Annotated in this window: 19 protein-coding genes; all 19 read left to right on the top strand. The window is 40.6% G+C overall.

From position 1 onward, the window contains the following. Nucleotides 1-7: 7 nt before the first annotated feature. A complete protein-coding gene (locus F944_RS08760) occupies nucleotides 8-436 on the top strand; it encodes an ExbD/TolR family protein (protein WP_004989460.1) in 429 nt (142 codons plus the stop codon). Beyond that, complete coding sequence (gene msbA / locus F944_RS08755; protein WP_004989457.1) at nucleotides 433-2,160, top strand: lipid A export permease/ATP-binding protein MsbA; 1,728 nt, start codon at nucleotides 433-435, stop codon at nucleotides 2,158-2,160. Before F944_RS08760 ends, msbA begins: the two co-directional genes overlap by 4 nt. Before the next feature lie 5 nt (nucleotides 2,161-2,165). After that, nucleotides 2,166-3,185, top strand: a complete 1,020-nt coding sequence (gene lpxK, locus F944_RS08750) for a tetraacyldisaccharide 4'-kinase (RefSeq protein WP_004989455.1) — start codon at nucleotides 2,166-2,168, stop codon at nucleotides 3,183-3,185. Further along, the gene (gene kdsB / locus F944_RS08745) at nucleotides 3,186-3,947 is read left to right on the top strand and encodes a 3-deoxy-manno-octulosonate cytidylyltransferase (protein WP_004989453.1); all 762 of its coding nucleotides are present in this window, start codon (nucleotides 3,186-3,188) and stop codon (nucleotides 3,945-3,947) included. A gap of 14 nt (nucleotides 3,948-3,961) precedes the next feature. After that, a complete protein-coding gene (locus F944_RS08740; protein ID WP_004989450.1) occupies nucleotides 3,962-4,930 on the top strand; it encodes a DNA polymerase III subunit delta' in 969 nt (322 codons plus the stop codon). Between the two features lie 12 nt (nucleotides 4,931-4,942). Continuing rightward, nucleotides 4,943-5,284: a PilZ domain-containing protein gene (locus F944_RS08735; RefSeq protein WP_004989449.1), complete on the top strand. Its 342-nt coding sequence runs from the start codon at nucleotides 4,943-4,945 to the stop codon at nucleotides 5,282-5,284. 16 nt (nucleotides 5,285-5,300) lie between these two features. Next, nucleotides 5,301-6,074 (top strand): TatD family hydrolase, encoded by a 774-nt coding sequence (locus F944_RS08730; RefSeq protein ID WP_004989446.1) that lies wholly within the window; start codon nucleotides 5,301-5,303, stop codon nucleotides 6,072-6,074. A 43-nt stretch (nucleotides 6,075-6,117) separates the two neighbouring features. After that, the gene (locus tag F944_RS08725; RefSeq protein WP_004989445.1) at nucleotides 6,118-6,726 is read left to right on the top strand and encodes a TetR/AcrR family transcriptional regulator; all 609 of its coding nucleotides are present in this window, start codon (nucleotides 6,118-6,120) and stop codon (nucleotides 6,724-6,726) included. A 172-nt stretch (nucleotides 6,727-6,898) separates the two neighbouring features. After that, the gene (locus tag F944_RS08720; RefSeq protein ID WP_035245727.1) at nucleotides 6,899-7,474 is read left to right on the top strand and encodes a type II secretion system protein; all 576 of its coding nucleotides are present in this window, start codon (nucleotides 6,899-6,901) and stop codon (nucleotides 7,472-7,474) included. Then, complete coding sequence (gene gspI, locus F944_RS17090; protein ID WP_126624345.1) at nucleotides 7,461-8,084, top strand: type II secretion system minor pseudopilin GspI; 624 nt, start codon at nucleotides 7,461-7,463, stop codon at nucleotides 8,082-8,084. Before F944_RS08720 ends, gspI begins: the two co-directional genes overlap by 14 nt. Nucleotides 8,085-8,350: 266 nt before the next feature. After that, the gene (locus F944_RS16785) at nucleotides 8,351-9,139 is read left to right on the top strand and encodes a type II secretion system protein GspJ (protein ID WP_227546592.1); all 789 of its coding nucleotides are present in this window, start codon (nucleotides 8,351-8,353) and stop codon (nucleotides 9,137-9,139) included. A gap of 5 nt (nucleotides 9,140-9,144) precedes the next feature. Continuing rightward, a complete protein-coding gene (gspK, locus tag F944_RS08705) occupies nucleotides 9,145-10,110 on the top strand; it encodes a type II secretion system minor pseudopilin GspK (RefSeq protein WP_004989430.1) in 966 nt (321 codons plus the stop codon). A 161-nt stretch (nucleotides 10,111-10,271) separates the two neighbouring features. After that, nucleotides 10,272-10,868, top strand: a complete 597-nt coding sequence (locus tag F944_RS08700; protein ID WP_004989429.1) for a 6-pyruvoyl trahydropterin synthase family protein — start codon at nucleotides 10,272-10,274, stop codon at nucleotides 10,866-10,868. 47 nt (nucleotides 10,869-10,915) lie between these two features. Continuing rightward, on the top strand, nucleotides 10,916-11,629 hold the full coding sequence (ung, locus tag F944_RS08695) for a uracil-DNA glycosylase (RefSeq protein WP_004989427.1): 714 nt from the start codon (nucleotides 10,916-10,918) through the stop codon (nucleotides 11,627-11,629). After that, complete coding sequence (locus F944_RS08690; protein WP_004989425.1) at nucleotides 11,626-12,750, top strand: enoyl-CoA hydratase/isomerase family protein; 1,125 nt, start codon at nucleotides 11,626-11,628, stop codon at nucleotides 12,748-12,750. Before ung ends, F944_RS08690 begins: the two co-directional genes overlap by 4 nt. A 3-nt stretch (nucleotides 12,751-12,753) precedes the next feature. Continuing rightward, on the top strand, nucleotides 12,754-13,275 hold the full coding sequence (gene tadA, locus F944_RS08685) for a tRNA adenosine(34) deaminase TadA (RefSeq protein WP_004989424.1): 522 nt from the start codon (nucleotides 12,754-12,756) through the stop codon (nucleotides 13,273-13,275). Between the two features lie 112 nt (nucleotides 13,276-13,387). After that, a complete protein-coding gene (locus F944_RS08680; protein WP_026039912.1) occupies nucleotides 13,388-13,825 on the top strand; it encodes an SRPBCC family protein in 438 nt (145 codons plus the stop codon). Nucleotides 13,826-13,835: 10 nt separating this feature from the next. Next, on the top strand, nucleotides 13,836-14,519 hold the full coding sequence (gene cmk / locus F944_RS08675) for a (d)CMP kinase (protein ID WP_004989422.1): 684 nt from the start codon (nucleotides 13,836-13,838) through the stop codon (nucleotides 14,517-14,519). Between the two features lie 113 nt (nucleotides 14,520-14,632). Beyond that, entirely contained in the window at nucleotides 14,633-16,306 is a 1,674-nt protein-coding gene (gene rpsA / locus F944_RS08670) for a 30S ribosomal protein S1 (protein ID WP_004989421.1), read from the top strand. Nucleotides 16,307-16,448: the final 142 nt, after the last annotated feature.

The following is a 16,448-nucleotide window of genomic DNA, read 5'->3' as shown; positions in this document are numbered from 1 at the left end:
GGATATTATGAAATTTAAGCGCCCGCAAGTTGAAGATATTCATATCAATCTGACACCTATGATTGATTGTCTGCTGTTTATTTTGGTGTTTTTGTTGCTTTCTACGACCTTTGCACAAAATAGTCGAATTAATCTGACTTTACCCGATGCACAAGGGGTTCCACCAAAACAATACGATCAAAAAATCGAGGTCATGGTAGACTCTTCGGGGCATTACATGGTCAATGGTCAAGCCATTTCTAGTCAGAGTAGTTCTGATTTAAGTAGTGCAATTAAACAGGCGGCACATGATCGTCGTGATTTAATGTTTGTCATCGCCGCTGATGCCAAAGCGACGCATCAGGATGTGATTCGCGTGATGGATGTGGCAGGACAGCTTGGTTTTGTTAACATCAACATTAGTACAAAAGTTCCTTCCAGAGGTTTTACTGAGTGAAGCAAGATTTTAAGATTTATCTTCGTCTACTATCCTATCTAAAACCCTTTTGGGGCATTGCATTATTGGTATTGGTTGGTTTTGCGATCAATGCTGCAACTGAGGTGTCAGTTGCCAAGTTATTAAAATATATCATTGATGCAATTCAGGAAGGTAGTCGACAAAATCTTGATTGGTTTCCAGCCCTTATAGTGTTGTTGGTTTTCTTTCGTGGTCTGGGCTTGTTCATGGGCAGTTATTTTACCGCTGTCATCTCACGCAGTTTGATCTTTAGTATTCGTCAGGATGTCTATGCAAAACTGTTGTGTTTGCCTTCACAATATTATCTGGATAATTCGTCAGGGCATATTACTGCCAAGATCATGTATAACGTAGAGCAACTCACGGCTGCATCTTCTGAATCGCTGACGACCATTGTTAAAGAGGGTTTTATTACCATTGGTTTATTGGGTTATCTTTTTTACTCGAACTGGCGTTTGACTCTGTGTATTCTAATTTTTATGCCTTTGATTGGTTTGCTTGTTCGTAAAGCATCTAAAAGAATGCGTAAACTTTCGATTCAAGTACAAAATACCATGGGTGATGTGAATCACGTGGTACAGGAAAGTATCAATGGTAATTCAGTGGTTAAAACCTTTAATGGCGAAGCCTCAGAACAACAGCGCTTTTATAAGTCTTCTCAGGAAAACCTCAAACGTGGTTTGAAAATGGTGGTAGTTCAAAACATGAACTCGCCACTGGTACAATTAGTAATGGCATTTGCCATGAGTTTAATCGTCTGGTTGGCATTGCGTCCACAAATTTTGGGTAATACGACTGCGGGTGAGTTTGTGGCCTATATTACGGCTGCAGGCTTGCTCGCAAAGCCTATAAAAAATCTGACCGATGTAAATGAAAAGATACAACGCGGTATTGCAGCAGCTTATTCTGTTTTTGAATTATTGGATTTACCTGAAGAAAAAAATACAGGAACTTTGAAGCCTGAATTGAAAGGTAATATTCGTTTTGATCATGTGGGTCTGGTGTATAAATCAGATGTTCATGCCATTCAGGATTTTACGCTCAATATCAAATCAGGTGAAACAATTGCTTTGGTCGGGCGTTCTGGTGCAGGTAAAACTTCTTTGGTGAATTTGTTGGTGCGTTTTCAGGAAACGACTAGCGGTCAAATTTATCTGGACGATCTTCGTATTGAAGATATCGATTTACCAACTTTACGCCGTCAGGTTGCGATGGTGAATCAGCAAGTAGTGTTGTTTAATCGTACAGTGCGCGAAAATATTGCGTATGGACAGCTTGAAGGTGCAAAAGAAGAAGATATTATCGCTGCGGCAAAAGCTGCTTATGCACATGATTTTATTATGAACTTACCGCAAGGTTATGACACCGTTCTTGGCGCTCAAGGATTGAATCTATCGGGTGGTCAGCGTCAGCGTATCGCGATTGCCCGAGCGATCCTAAAAGATGCGCCGATTTTGATCTTGGATGAAGCGACAAGTGCACTGGATAATGAATCTGAGCATTTTATCCAAAAAGCTTTTGATCAGGCGATGCAGCAAGATCGTACCACCATTGTGATTGCACATCGTTTGTCAACGATTGAAAATGCAGATCGAATTGTGGTGATGGATAAAGGTCGTATTGTGGAGCAAGGTACACATTCGGAATTACTGGCTAAACATGGCGCTTACTATCAATTACACCAGCGTAATTTTGAGGATTAGTCTGCATGTCTTTTGCCCAAATGATTCAGGATGCGTGGAATAAACAAGCAAAATGGCTAATTTTGTTACGTCCACTGTCATGTTTATATTGGGTAGGTTCAAGTTTTAATCACAAGCTTTATCAAACTGGCGTAAAAGCAGTATATACCGCACCCGTACCTGTGATGGTGATTGGTAATATTACGGTAGGTGGGAGCGGTAAAACGCCTCTATTAATCCAACTGATCAAATATCTGATGCAGCGACAGCTTAAAGTCGGTGTGATCAGTCGTGGTTATGGTGGTCATGGGCCTTTTCCTGCTTTCGTGGATATGAGTTCCAAACCTGACGAAGTGGGCGATGAGCCGTGTTTAATTGTTCAATCTACACATGTACCAATGGCTGTAGGAGCAGACCGTAAAGCAGCAATTGAATTACTGCTGAGTCAATATGATATCGATCTCATTATTAGTGATGATGGCTTACAACATTGGGCCTTAGATCGACAAATTGAATGGATTGTACTAGATCTTAATCGCGGCTTGGGCAATGAAAAACTGTTGCCTGAAGGTTATTTACGTGAACCCAAATCACGTTTAGAAACGGGGACTGTTATTGAACATGGAGTACAACCGCAGTCGAGCTTAAATATGCACCTTCAAGCAGGTCAGCCGTATTTGTTAAATCCATCCAAAAATGCTGCAAATTTATTTAATCCGCAAGACCAGTTTTATGCAGTAGTCGGTATTGGTTTTCCGCAGCGTTTTTATAAAACGCTTGAATCGATTGGTATTCAGGAATTTCAATGCCATGAATTTCCTGATCATTATGATTATGAAATTGAAGATTTACAGTTTGATGATCACAACCCCATCATTACCACCGAAAAAGATGCAGTAAAGATTTTAGCTTTGCTTCAACAGTATCCAGATTTCACTACTGAAATTTGGGTCGTGCCTGTAGAAGCAATCCTTTCTCAAGATTGTTACCAATTACTTGATGCTCAATTACAACAGTTGGGTATTTCTCTGTCTCAGGAAATTTAAATGAAACACATCGTCATTCCTGCTCGTTTTGCTAGCTCACGTTTACCTGGGAAACCTCTTTTAGAGATTCATGGTCGTGCCATGATTTTACGTGTTGTTGATCAGGCAAAAAAAGTTCAAGGTTTTGATGATTACTGCGTGGCCACAGATGATGAACGTATTGCTCATATTTGTCGTACAGAAAATATTGATGTCGTGATGACCAGTACGGAACATCCTTCTGGTACAGATCGTTTAAGTGAAGTTGCACGAATCAAAGGCTGGGCAAGTGATGACATTATTGTTAATGTGCAAGGTGACGAACCTTTACTGCCTGCCAAATTAGTACAACAGGTGAGTCAGTTATTGGTTGAAAAACCAAATTGTTCTATGTCGACCTTGTGTGAGCCGATTCACCAGTTGGAGGAATTTCAGCGTAACAGTATTGTGAAAGTCGTCATGTCTAAAGGCAATGAAGCGCTATATTTTAGTCGTGCAACGATTCCTTATGACCGTGATGCGGCGCAACAGCACACCCAACAACTACATGCACATGCTTATCGTCATTTGGGGTTATATGCTTATCGGGTCAGTTTGTTACAGGAATATGTGACTTGGGAACAGGGCACATTGGAAAAACTTGAAAGTCTTGAGCAGTTGCGTGTGCTAGAAAATGGTCATCGAATCGCGATTGCGATTGCAGAAGCCAATCTGCCACCGGGTGTGGACACTTTGGCGGATTTAGAGCGTTTAAACGCGATGCCCGTTTCAAGCTTTCAATAATTTTGGATGATTTGATGCAAACTGTTTATCCGTGGCAACAAAATGTATGGGAGACGCTCACCAGCCGATTCCCAGAAGTGGGTCATGGTCTCTTGTTTTATGGCAAAAATGGTTGTGGGAAACATGAATTTGCCCAGCATTTTTTAGCTTGGATTCTCTGTTCTAATAAACAGGCTCAAGCTGCCTGTGGTGAATGCGTAAGTTGTCAGTGGTTAAAGTCCGATACCCATCCCAATTATGTACATATCAGTACCGATGAAGAAAATAAAAAACAAAATGCCAAGATCAAAATTGAGAAAATACGTGAGCTATTGCCTTTTGTGCAACAAACCGTAGATGGCTGGCGTGTGATTGTGATTGAACCCGCGGAAGCTTTGAATATTGCTTCGTCCAATGCGCTCTTAAAAACACTCGAAGAGCCAGGTGAACGTATCATTTTAATTTTATTGGCAGATCATTATCTAAAATTACCTGCGACTATCCGCAGTCGTTTGCAGCACTTCGCACTAGATCGAATTTCACCTGAGCAAGCATTGCAATATATTCAAAATAAGCAGCCTGAACTTTCGGTAGAACAAATCAACTTGCTCTTGAATCTTACGGGCGCTATGCCCTTAAGTGCGTTACAGTTAGCAGAAAGTGATTGGTTAAATAAGCGTACTGACTTTATGGCTGATTGGACAAATTTGGTCATACAGAAAAATAAACCCATAATGCTCGCAACCAAATGGTCAAAAGAGTTGAGCTTTAATGATTTTATTGCGATGTTGGAGTACTTGTTGGGTGATGTAATTTGTGTCAAGCTCAATCAATCAATCAAAAACATTGATCTGTCTTTTGATCAAATCGTGCCAGCCTATACGCTTGAGCAATTGTTTGAAATCTATGCAGAAATACAACATGCCAAGCAATTGGTTGAGCAAAATGTACAAACCAATCTGGTTTTGGATCAACTTTTTATAAAATTAATGAATGTTAAATAAAGGGGAAGTAGAATGGAACCACGTATGATGGGCGGAATTATTCAGTTAAATATTCCTGATCGTGCAACCTTGCAAGCCAGTTATATGAGTTTTGTGCAAGGTGGTGGTTTATTTATTCCTTCCAAGCAAGCTGTCAAGCTGGGTGACGAGATATTTGTACTGGCTACCTTGCCCGAGCAGTCGCAAAAGATTCCTCTCACTGGAAAAGTGATCTGGATTTCACGTAAACAAACTGGGGTTAAACCGCATGGTTTTGCGATTCAACTCAGTGGCGAAAAGGGAATCTACTACAAAAATGAAGCAGAAAAGCTTTTGGCGGGTAGTGTATCTGATCGTCCTAATTTCACCATGTAAAAAATAGGAAAAAATTGTGTTTGTAGATACTCATTGTCATCTGACCATGCTGGATTTGACAGCTTATGATGGAGATTTGGATCAGGCACTGGCACAGGCGCGTCAAGCAGGTGTATCCAAGTTTATGAGTATTTCAGTTGATCTGGATGATCATCTTCAACTTGCTCAAATCGCCGAACGCCATGATGATGTGGGATATACCGTCGGTGTGCATCCCTGTGAAGATGCAGCCACGATGGCTCGAGCGACCACTGAATTTCTGGTTGAATTGGCACAATCTGATAAAGTTTGGGCATTAGGTGAAACGGGGCTTGATTATTATCATAGTACTGAATTTGTAGAACAACAAAAGCAATGTTTTGCCCGACATATTGCAGCATCTAAAATTGTGAAAAAACCAGTGGTGGTGCATACTCGTTCTGCCAAGCAAGATACCATTGATATTATTCGTGCAGAGCAATCGACACATGGTATTTTACATTGCTTCACTGAAGATTGGGAAACGGCAAAAGCGGCGCTAGATTGTGGTTACTATATTTCTTTTTCAGGCATTATTTCTTTTAAAAATGCGCAAGATTTACGAGATGTCGCTAAACAAGTGCCACTTGATCGAGTATTAATCGAAACAGATAGCCCCTATTTGGCACCTATGCCTTATCGTGGTAAATCAAATGAACCAAAATATGTGCCATTTGTAGCCAAAGCTTTAAGTGATGTATATGATAAACCTCTAGAAGAAATGGCAGCTATTACTCGCCAAAACTTTGAAAATCTTCTGAATATGAAATAGTTGAATTAAACGAAAGCTAAAGTAAGAGAGTTATTGCGTGAAGATGGATCGTCAGGCTCAGTTTCGAGCAAGAGAAATATTGATATTTCAGGTTGCAGAACAACTCCTATTGGAAAATGGCGAAGCAGGTATGACACTTGATGCTTTGGCAGCGGAGCTGGATCTGGCTAAAGGCACGCTTTATAAGCACTTTCAAAGTAAAGATGAACTGTATATTTTATTGATCATTCGTAATGAAAAGATGTTGCACGAAATGGTGCAGGATACGCAAAAGACTTTTCAGGAGCATTTAGCTTTTTTTATGTTGCATCATTTGCATCATCCTGAACGTACTGTGATGTTTCATCAGATTGAAGAACGTTTGTCGACAACTGGACAAGGGATACAGCAACTTTTTCAAGAGCTTTATCAGATTCGTAAGAAACGTTTACGCATTATTATTGGTATGACAGATACTTATCTGGAGTCAATCCAAAGCTCAATGACGACCCGTGATTATTTGGCTGGAATTTGGTCGCTTACACATGGTGCAGCCGCTATTTTAAATTCGAGTTTTTATCAGCGTTATTTGGGTTCAAGAGATACTTTGCGCATTGCTTATATTGATCAGGCTTTAGCTATGCCTAAGTTTATTCAAGAACAATATGCCTAATCAGGATGAACACGCGAAGCATAGCTTTTCGTCTTGGGTTCATCCTCATACTCGAAGCATAGCTTCTCAGCCTTCTTGCGAAGCGTTGCTTCTCAGATCGAGCGTTGCTCGATTTAAACCTCGCCACTTCAAACAGAGCTTTTCGTCTTGCGTTCATCCTCATACTCGAAGCATAGCTTCTCGCCTTGCGGCAGGATCGAGCGTTGCTCGATTTAAACCTGCCTCAGGATTTACGTTGATCGAGTTGATGGTGGTCATTGTTATTATCGCGATTTTGGCTTCGCTGATTTTATTAAATATCAGTGGGGTCGATCAGCGTAAAGCAATGCAAGCACGTGAATTTTTTATTCTCGATTTAAAAAAAATCAATAAAGAATCGGTTGATCAATCCCGTATTTTTGCTCTATTAACTCATAATGCGACTGATGTCGCCCCATTTAGCTATGAACTGGCTGAATATCATGATCTTCGTGCTCAAACGGTTATTCAGGAAGATAAAAAATGGCAACCTTATTCGGAATTTCCTGTCAGAGTATTACCTGAAAGAGTTGCGTTTAATATTGAATCTGTTGATCAAAACTATCAGAATGCAACTCAACAGGACTTAATTAATCAACAAGCTCCCAAATTAATTTGGTTTGGCAATGGTGAAGTAAAACCAGTACGAATCCAGTTTTATTTTGAACAAAACCCTGTTGGTGATCCAATTGAGGTTGATCATTTGGGTAATATTAATGAAAACCAATAAGCCCACTTCTGGATTCTATTGTTGTGCTCATCCTCGTATTCGACGCATAGCTTCTTATTATTCTTGCGAAGCGCTGCCTTTTAGATCAAGCGTTACTCGATTTAAACCTTGTCACTCGAAGCAGAGCTTTTCGTCTTGCGCAGCGGCAAAATTATGTTTTGTTAGTCCTCGCCATTCGAAGCATAGCTTCTCATCTTGCGCAGCGGCAAAACGGTGTTTTGCTTATCGCTGCTCAGGATTTACGTTACTTGAAGTCATGGTGGCCCTGGCTATTTTTGCAATTGCAGCCGTTGCCGTGACAAAGGTGGGTATGCAATATACTCAGTCCACTGCAAATGCCATTTTAAGAACCAAAGCCCAATTTGTTGCCATGAATGAGGCGGCTCAAATGGAAATTAATAAACAATGGCTGACAGGAACAGAGTCAAAACAAATTACCTCTCAGGGTGAAACTTGGCAAATTGATAAGCGCTCTGAATCGACCATCAGCCCTAATGTGCAGCGCGTTGAGATACAAGTCAGTTTATTTAATAATGAGCAAGGTAAGGTTGAATCTGGCATTACCAATATTGTGTTTTTTAATTATCCTCAACAAGTCAAAACGCAATGAAAAATAAAAAAGACAATCAAGCTTGTAATGAAGTCGTTTTTTCGAGACGTAAAATAATTACGCAATTTCAACCTTGCCAATTCACCTCTGGCTTCGTGCCTTGCGCACATTATCGTACTCGAAGTAAAGCTTCTCAGTCTTCTTGCGAAGCGTTGCTTCTCAGATCGAGCGTTGCTCGATTAAAACCTTACTACTTGAAGCAAAGCTTCTCGTCTTGCGCTCATCTTCGCACTCAAAGCACAGCTTCTCAGTCTTCTTGCGAAGCGTTGCTTCTCAGATTGAGCGTTGCTCGATTAAAACCTCGCGACTCGAAGCATAGCTCCTCACCTTGCGCAGCGGCAAAACGATGTTTTGCTAATCGCTGCTCAGGATTTACGTTGGTTGAGCTTTTGGTCGCGATTGCGATATTTGCAGTATTGTCTGCATTAGGTTGGAAAGTTTTTGATTATCTCATCAAGACTAAAGATCGAAATGCTCAGCACGAAGAGCAACTTTTTATTTTACAAGACGCATATCAGCAAATTTTGCGAGATACTCTACAGATCATTCCACTTACGGCAAATATGAATGGGCAAATGCGTCCAGCATTATCACTGAATAATAACGTACTCCAGTTTAGCAAAGCTGGTGTGACTGATCCATTAGGGCAGGGGGTATCGCCCTATGAGCGGATTGAGTATCGCTATGATGCTTCGCAGAAAGTAGTCTATCGCTTAAAATATTCAGATTTGAATTTACCCAATAGTGCACAGCCTCAATCCAGTATCCTATTGAAAAATGTGGAACAGTTTCAAATTAATGTATTGAATCCTCAGGCTTTAAATCAATGGCCTGATGCAAGTTTAGATTTTACTCAGACTCAAAATTTAAAACTTCTGCCCGCAGGTTTAAAAATTAATGTCACCATGGCAGGAACTGAATATGAATGGATTTACAGCTTATTGGATACTAAAGCTATTGTTTTAAAGCAGCAACAAAATGATGCATCAAGCAACAATAATAATTCAACGAATAATACCAATCACAATTCCACTAATCAGACTGGACAGAATTAATCATCATGATGAGAAGCCGCATAAAGAATCAGCAAGGCATTGCACTGATTACAATTCTGGTGATGGTGGCGTTAGCAACAATTTTGGCCGCAACGATTGCAAAAAAACAAAGCAATACTGCTGAAAACACAGCCTATCTGATCCGACAAGATCAATCCTTGCTTTATGCCAAAAGTGCGGAGGCCTTCTTTTCCGAGCTTTTGGTGCAAGATGCTCAAGATAGTGCGCAAGTTGATCATTTAGGGGAAACATGGGCTAAGCCGATGCCTGCTTTTCCTGTGGAAGATGGTTATATTTCTGGAGAGTTGCAGGATGAATCTGGAAAATTCAATCTTAATAATTTGGTGAAGGCAGATGGAACACCTGATGAAAATGTTCAAAAATGGTTTGAAAAGTTATTGGTCAGAGTTGGGTTGCCAGCAGAACTAAGTCAGGCTGTCATTGATTGGCAAGATCCAGATGATCAACCTAATGGCGCAATGGGGGCGGAAAGTTCGTATTATCAAGGTTTACAGCCGCCTTATCTTGCACCCAATACCCAGTTTCATAGTATTGAAGAATTAAAAAGAGTACGCGGTTTTGAGGGTAAAAATTTTGATTTGATCAAACCTTATATTAGTGCTTTACCCACTACACAATCCACAAAGATCAATATTAATACGGCACCAGCGCTAGTTCTGGCAAGTATTGATGAAAAACTGGATCAACACGCGATTGAAGAGCAACTCAAGGCAAAATCTGCCAAAATGGAATATTTTAATAGTGTCAATGATCTCTGGTCATTAGATGCATTTAAAAATATTGATCCAGACAATAAACAACGGGTGATGTCTTTACTCGATGTTAAATCCAATTACTTTCAGGCACATATAGAGGTCTTGTTGAGTGAGCGTAAACGTCAGTTTAGTAGTAGCCTGATGCGTAAGGACAAACAGGTTTTTGTCTATTCAAGAAGCTTGGCGCCTTTTTAAAAGTATTAAAAAGTACGATCGTTTATCAGTGTTGAAAAATTGACCTAAAAATAAATGTTCTGATACTTTTTGACTATTGCTATTAACGTTAAAATTAATGTAAAGCTCCAACTTTTTCCTTTATAATTAGAATCCGTTGATCATTATTTTTAATTTGGCGCATGTTAATCCGAAAGTTATTTAAGTTTGAAAATGCTCATATTGTGCGAAATTGTACATCGGATCGTTGTAAACGTTCGATTCACGGTCATAGCTATAAAGTTGAGTTGATACTTAAAGCTTCCAAGCTTGACCATGGGCAAATGGTATACGACTTTGGTTTGCTCAAAGGGGTCATCAAAGAACTATTTGATAGTTTTGATCATGCGATTTGTTTCTGGCAAAATGATAGTGCTGAATATATTCAAGCTTGTAAAACATTTAGTGCACGTTGGGTGGCGTTACCTGTTTCACCTTCGGCAGAACAGTTTTCCCGTATCTTCTTTTATTTGGCACAGCAAGTTTTAAAATCAACGGAAACCCAAAATGGTGAAGGAGATGTTGAGGTTTATTCTGTGATTGTGCATGAAACTGATACAGGCTATGCACAAAGCTTTTTGGAAGATATTCAAAATACACAAATGGGTGAACTGGATCTGGAAAGTATTGAATTTTCAGAGCAAGTCAGATTAGAGTGGTCTGATCCAGAGATGTATGAACAATTAAAACAAGGCACTAAATTTCAAAACCCAAAAGTTGAGTTACAAGTGACCATCTAGGTCAATAAAGAATATAAAAGGTAATCGATTGATTTCAGGATGGAATAATGCAATTAACTGAGCAACAGCAGGATAAACTGGGTAAGGTTCAGTTAGAACAAAGTTGGAAATATTCACTGGCAGACTTTTTACTAAGTCCGCTGATGGATAACTTGCGTGATTTCTTGGTTCAGGAAAAGCAGGCGCAAAAACTGGTTTATCCGCCGAGTAAACAAATTTTTAATGCCCTGAATACCACGCCTTTAGATCAGGTCAAAGTCGTTATTTTGGGACAAGATCCTTATCATGGACCGAATCAGGCCAATGGATTAAGTTTTTCTGTACAACGTGGCATCACCTTACCACCTTCTTTACGCAATATTTTTCATGAATTACACACTGATTTGGGTGTGCCTATTTCAAATCATGGGGATTTGACCAAATGGGCCAATCAAGGCGTTTTGCTTCTCAACAGCGTACTGACTGTTGAAGCAGGACAACCGACCTCACATCAGAAACGTGGTTGGGAAGAGTTTACAGATCATGTTATCGATGTGTTAAATGAACAGCGTGAACATGTGGTTTTCATTTTATGGGGTGCTTATGCACAACGTAAAGGACAACGTATCGATCGAAACAAACATCTGGTGCTCACCGCAGCACACCCATCGCCACTGGCAGCAAATCGTGGCGGTTTTTTTGGTTGTAAAGTCTTTTCCAAGACGAATAATTATTTGAAACAAAATGGCATTGAGCCTATAGATTGGCAGTTGGACGCATGACAAATTCTCCCGATGTAACCCGATATCACCCAGATCTTATTGTCGAAGAGGCAAAAAACGGCTGGCGCATTGTTCGCCTGAATCGCCCGAAATCTTTGCATGCTTTAGATGAGTCGATTGCGACTGCACTATTGCGTGTCTTTGAAGATTTCCACAAGGATGATCAGGTGAAAGCCATTTGGTTAGATTCTACAACGCCAAAAGCATTTTGTGCGGGGGGAGACGTCCGTAAGCTGCGCCAATTGGTGATTAATAATGAAGTTGAAACTGCCAATCAGTTTTTTGAGCAGGAATACGCATTAGACTTATTACTTCATAACTATGCCAAACCTGTGATTGTGTGGGGCGAAGGTTATGTCATGGGCGGTGGTTTAGGCTTATTTATGGCTGCACCATTTCGTTTGGTGACGCCATATTCGCGTTTGGCAATGCCAGAAATTAACATTGGTTTGTATCCTGATGTCGGTGCAAGTCGTTTCCTCGCAGATCGTGGTCCTATAGGTTTATTTACAGGACTGACAGGTTCAATCATGACGGCTGCTGGTGCGTACAGTATTGGTTGGGCAACCCATATTTGCGATGCTCAACGTGATAATGTGCTGAAAAAAGTCATCGATATCGACTGGAGTCATTATCCAGCAGGTGATTTTAGAGCGATTGATGATACGTTAAATAGTTTGCATCGACCTGTGGCAGCAGGGCCGCTACAAAATTCTCTGGATGTCATTCATAGTGTCTGTCGTGGCGTCAGTTTTGAGCAGGACTATCAGGCGATTATTGGACTAAATGATGCGCGTAGTGACTGGTTACGTCAAGCTAGCGAAAATTTGCAGAAAGGTTCTCCAAGTACCGCCGCAATTACATGGCTTCTGTGGCAATGGGGCAAGCAGGTACATGCTTGGGATGAAGTGTTTAAGCTTGAAGCGCAAATTTCTGACTGGAAAATCCGCCATCCTGATTTTGTAGAGGGTGTTCGTGCACGTCTGGTTGATAAAGATTTATCGCCTGCATGGAAAGATACTCAAGATTTTAGCTTAAAAGGTATTTTGGGTGATCATCCACCTGTCACCAATATTGAAAGCTGGAATCAATTGCTCAAACATTATGGTGTTATCAACTAGCTTATGTCTGAGCCGATTTATTCTGATGAGTATTGGATGCAGCTTGCTTTTGAGCAAGCTGCATTGGCTGCATCAAAAGGAGAAATACCTGTTGGTGCGGTGATTGTGAGCCAAAATCGTGTGATTGGTACAGGTTATAATTCACCGATTTGTTTAAACGATCCTACAGCACATGCTGAGATTCGTGCGATTCGCATGGCTTGTGAATCGATTCAAAATTATCGCTTACCCACTGATGCAACTTTGTATGTGACTTTAGAGCCGTGCACGATGTGTGTGGGCGCATTAATACATTCGCGTATTTATCGCGTAGTATTTGCAACCACAGAGCCAAAAGCAGGATCGCTGGTCAGTGCGCGCCGATTACTTGACTCAGGTTATTATAATCATAAATTTATCGTTGAGCATGGTTGTATGCAACAACAATGCTCAGAGCAATTGAGCCTTTTTTTTAAGCAGCGAAGAGAGCAAAAGCGTTCCGAGCGTCTGCTTAATTTTAACGCTTTAAAAAGTGATGCAGAATAACCTCATATTCGCTGAACTGACAAAAAACATTCACGCAGCATCTCTTGATTCCTTTTGCATGTTTCGATAGTGTATTTTGACAATATAAATTGTCATTGCTATCTGGAGGGATGTGATGAATGCCATCACCATAAAAAAAGAATTTAATGCGCCGATAGATCAAGTATTTGATCTACTCTCAAAACATGCAACCTATAACCAAGCTTTTGCACCTATTCAAGTGGTGAGAGTTAAGGACTCCGCAGATCTTGATCGCCCAGATGGTTTAGGGTCAGTACGTCGTATGGGGTTTGGGCCATTTAAGCCGTTAAAAGAAGAAATTACTTTGTTGGAAGAAAACAAGCGTATCGAATACAAATTAATCGATAATCCATTGATAAAACATCATATTGGTCGAATCGATTTTCAGGAAATTTCGCCCAACAAAACTTTAGTGACCTATACCATTGAATTAACCGCAAAAATTCCATTTGTCAGCAAATTAATTCTTGCACAACTTAAAGCAGCGATTACACTAGGCTTTTCAAAATTAGCAAAATCGATCGCTTAGTGGGATTTTAATGACAGTTCATATTATTACAATCGATGGACCAAGTGGTTCTGGTAAAGGCACACTTGCTGCAAAACTTGCTCAACATTATGGTTTTCATTTACTTGACTCAGGTGCTTTATATCGATTGCTGGGGCTGTCATTACATCAAAAAAACTTACTCGATGCGTTAGATATACGTTTAGATGAATGTGTAGAAGTTGCGACCCATCTTAATATTAAATTTGAAACAAAAAATGAAGGAACTGCCATTATTTTAGATGGTGAGGATGTGACCCAAACGATTCGTACAGAACGCGTGGGGGAGTTTGCATCTCAGGTTGCAGCAGTTCCTGAACTTCGCAAAGCCTTATTTGATCGACAACGTGCTTTTATTCTGGCCCCAGGTCTGGTTGCAGATGGTCGTGATATGGCGACTTCCATTTTCCCAGAAGCCGAAGCCAAAATTTATCTGACCGCATCTGCTGAGTCGCGCGCAGAGCGTCGTGTAAAGCAGTTGCAGGGGATGGGGCTAGATGTTAAAATGAACGACATTTTGGCTAATATACAGTCGCGTGATCAGCGTGATATGCAACGAGCAGTTGCACCCTTGCGCCCAGCTGAAGACGCTTATCAGATTGATAGCTCAAATTTGACTATTGATCAAGTTTTTCAGTTAATGACCGATTACGTCGACCAACGTATAAAAGCCTAACCGATTTTTTAAATCAGTTAAAGCATAGCTTGATCAGTTTATTACGGACTATGTAGAGACTTAACTAAACCGGCCTTGTCTGATCCAAGACCGCTGACTTTATCAGGTATATCATGACCGAATCTTTTGCAGCCCTCTTTGAAGAAAGTGAATTAAACCTCAACGTTGAAAAGGGTGCAGTCATCCAAGGTGTTGTTGTTAGCATCGATAGTGACTGGGTAACTGTTGACACTGGCCTTAAATCTGAAGGCGTTGTTGACCGTGCTGAATTTTTAAATGAACAACGTGAACTTGAAGTTCAAGTTGGTGATACTGTTGACGTCGTTGTAGAAGCGCTTGACAACGGTATGGGTCAAACTGTTTTATCACGTGAAAAAGCAAAACGTGCTGAAACTTGGACTAAACTTGAAAAAATCTTTGAAGATGGCGAAATCGTTACTGGTGTTATTTCTGGTAAAGTTAAAGGCGGTTTCACTGTTGACATCGGTCCAGTTCGTGCGTTCCTACCAGGTTCACTTGTAGATACTCGTCCAATCCGTGACACAACTCACCTTGAAGGTAAAGAGTTAGAGTTCAAAGTGATCAAACTTGATGCTAAACGTAATAACGTTGTGGTATCTCGTCGTGCAGTTATGGAAGCTGAATCTTCTGCTGACCGTGAAGCACTTCTTGCTCAGCTTGAAGAAGGTCAAACTGTTACAGGTACAATTAAGAACCTTACTGATTACGGCGCGTTCGTTGATCTTGGCGGTATCGATGGTCTTCTTCACATTACAGATATGGCTTGGAAACGTATCAAGCACCCATCTGAAGTGGTTGAAGTAGGTCAAGAAGTGACTGTTAAAGTCCTTAAATTTGATCGTGAGCGTAACCGTGTTTCTCTAGGTCTTAAACAACTTGGTGAAGATCCATGGTTAGCGATCATGAACCGTTATCCTAAAGGTTCTATCGTTAAAGCTCGTGTTACGAACTTAACTGACTACGGCTGTTTCGCTGAAATCGCTGAAGGCGTTGAAGGTCTTGTTCACGTTTCTGAAATGGATCACACCAACAAAAACATCCACCCATCTAAAGTTGTTCAGATTGGTGATGAAGTTGATGTTATGGTTCTTGAAGTTGATGAAGAACGTCGTCGTATCTCTCTTGGTATCAAACAAACTCGTGCTAACCCATGGGAAGAGTTTGCTAAGGCTCACGACAAAGGTGAAAAAGTTTCTGGTACGATCAAATCAATCACTGATTTCGGTATTTTTATCGGTTTACCTGGCGGTATCGACGGTCTAGTTCACTTGTCTGATATCTCTTGGAACGAACAAGGTGAAGATGCAATCCGTCGTTACAAGAAAGGTGACACTGTTGAAGCGGTTATCTTGTCTGTAGACGCTGAAGGCAACCGTATCAGCCTTGGTATCAAACAATTGAACAGCGATCCATTCAATGACTTCTTGGCAGCGAATGAACGTGGCGCATTGGTTAAAGGTACTGTAACTGCGGTTGACGCGAAAGGCGCAACTGTTAAGTTGGCTGACGAAGTTGAAGCAACTTTGAAAGCATCAGAAATCAACCGTGATCGCGTTGAAGATGCAACTAAGTTCCTAGAAGTTGGTCAAGAAGTTGAAGCGAAAATCATCAACGTTGACCGTAAGTCTCGCTCTATTAACTTGTCTATCAAAGCAAAAGACGAAGCTGAAGAGAAAGAAGCTGTTGCAAATCTTCGTACTGCAACCACTTCTCAAGAAAATGGTCCTAAGACCATTGGTGACTTGATCAAGGCACAAATGAAGTAAAACTTATATAAAAGTACGGTTAGTGTAACTAATTCGTACTTTTTATACGATTTACTGTAAACGGTAGCGTAGTATTAGTGTACTGCGCTACCGTTTTGTATTTAAACAGGTTATTATTAAAGTCATTGAAAATCAGTAAGAA

This window comes from Acinetobacter ursingii DSM 16037 = CIP 107286 (assembly GCF_000368825.1).
In the GTDB taxonomy this organism is placed as follows: domain Bacteria; phylum Pseudomonadota; class Gammaproteobacteria; order Pseudomonadales; family Moraxellaceae; genus Acinetobacter; species Acinetobacter ursingii.
Note: the sequence above shows the minus strand (reverse complement) of the source record. Positions and strands in the feature narration are given on the sequence as shown.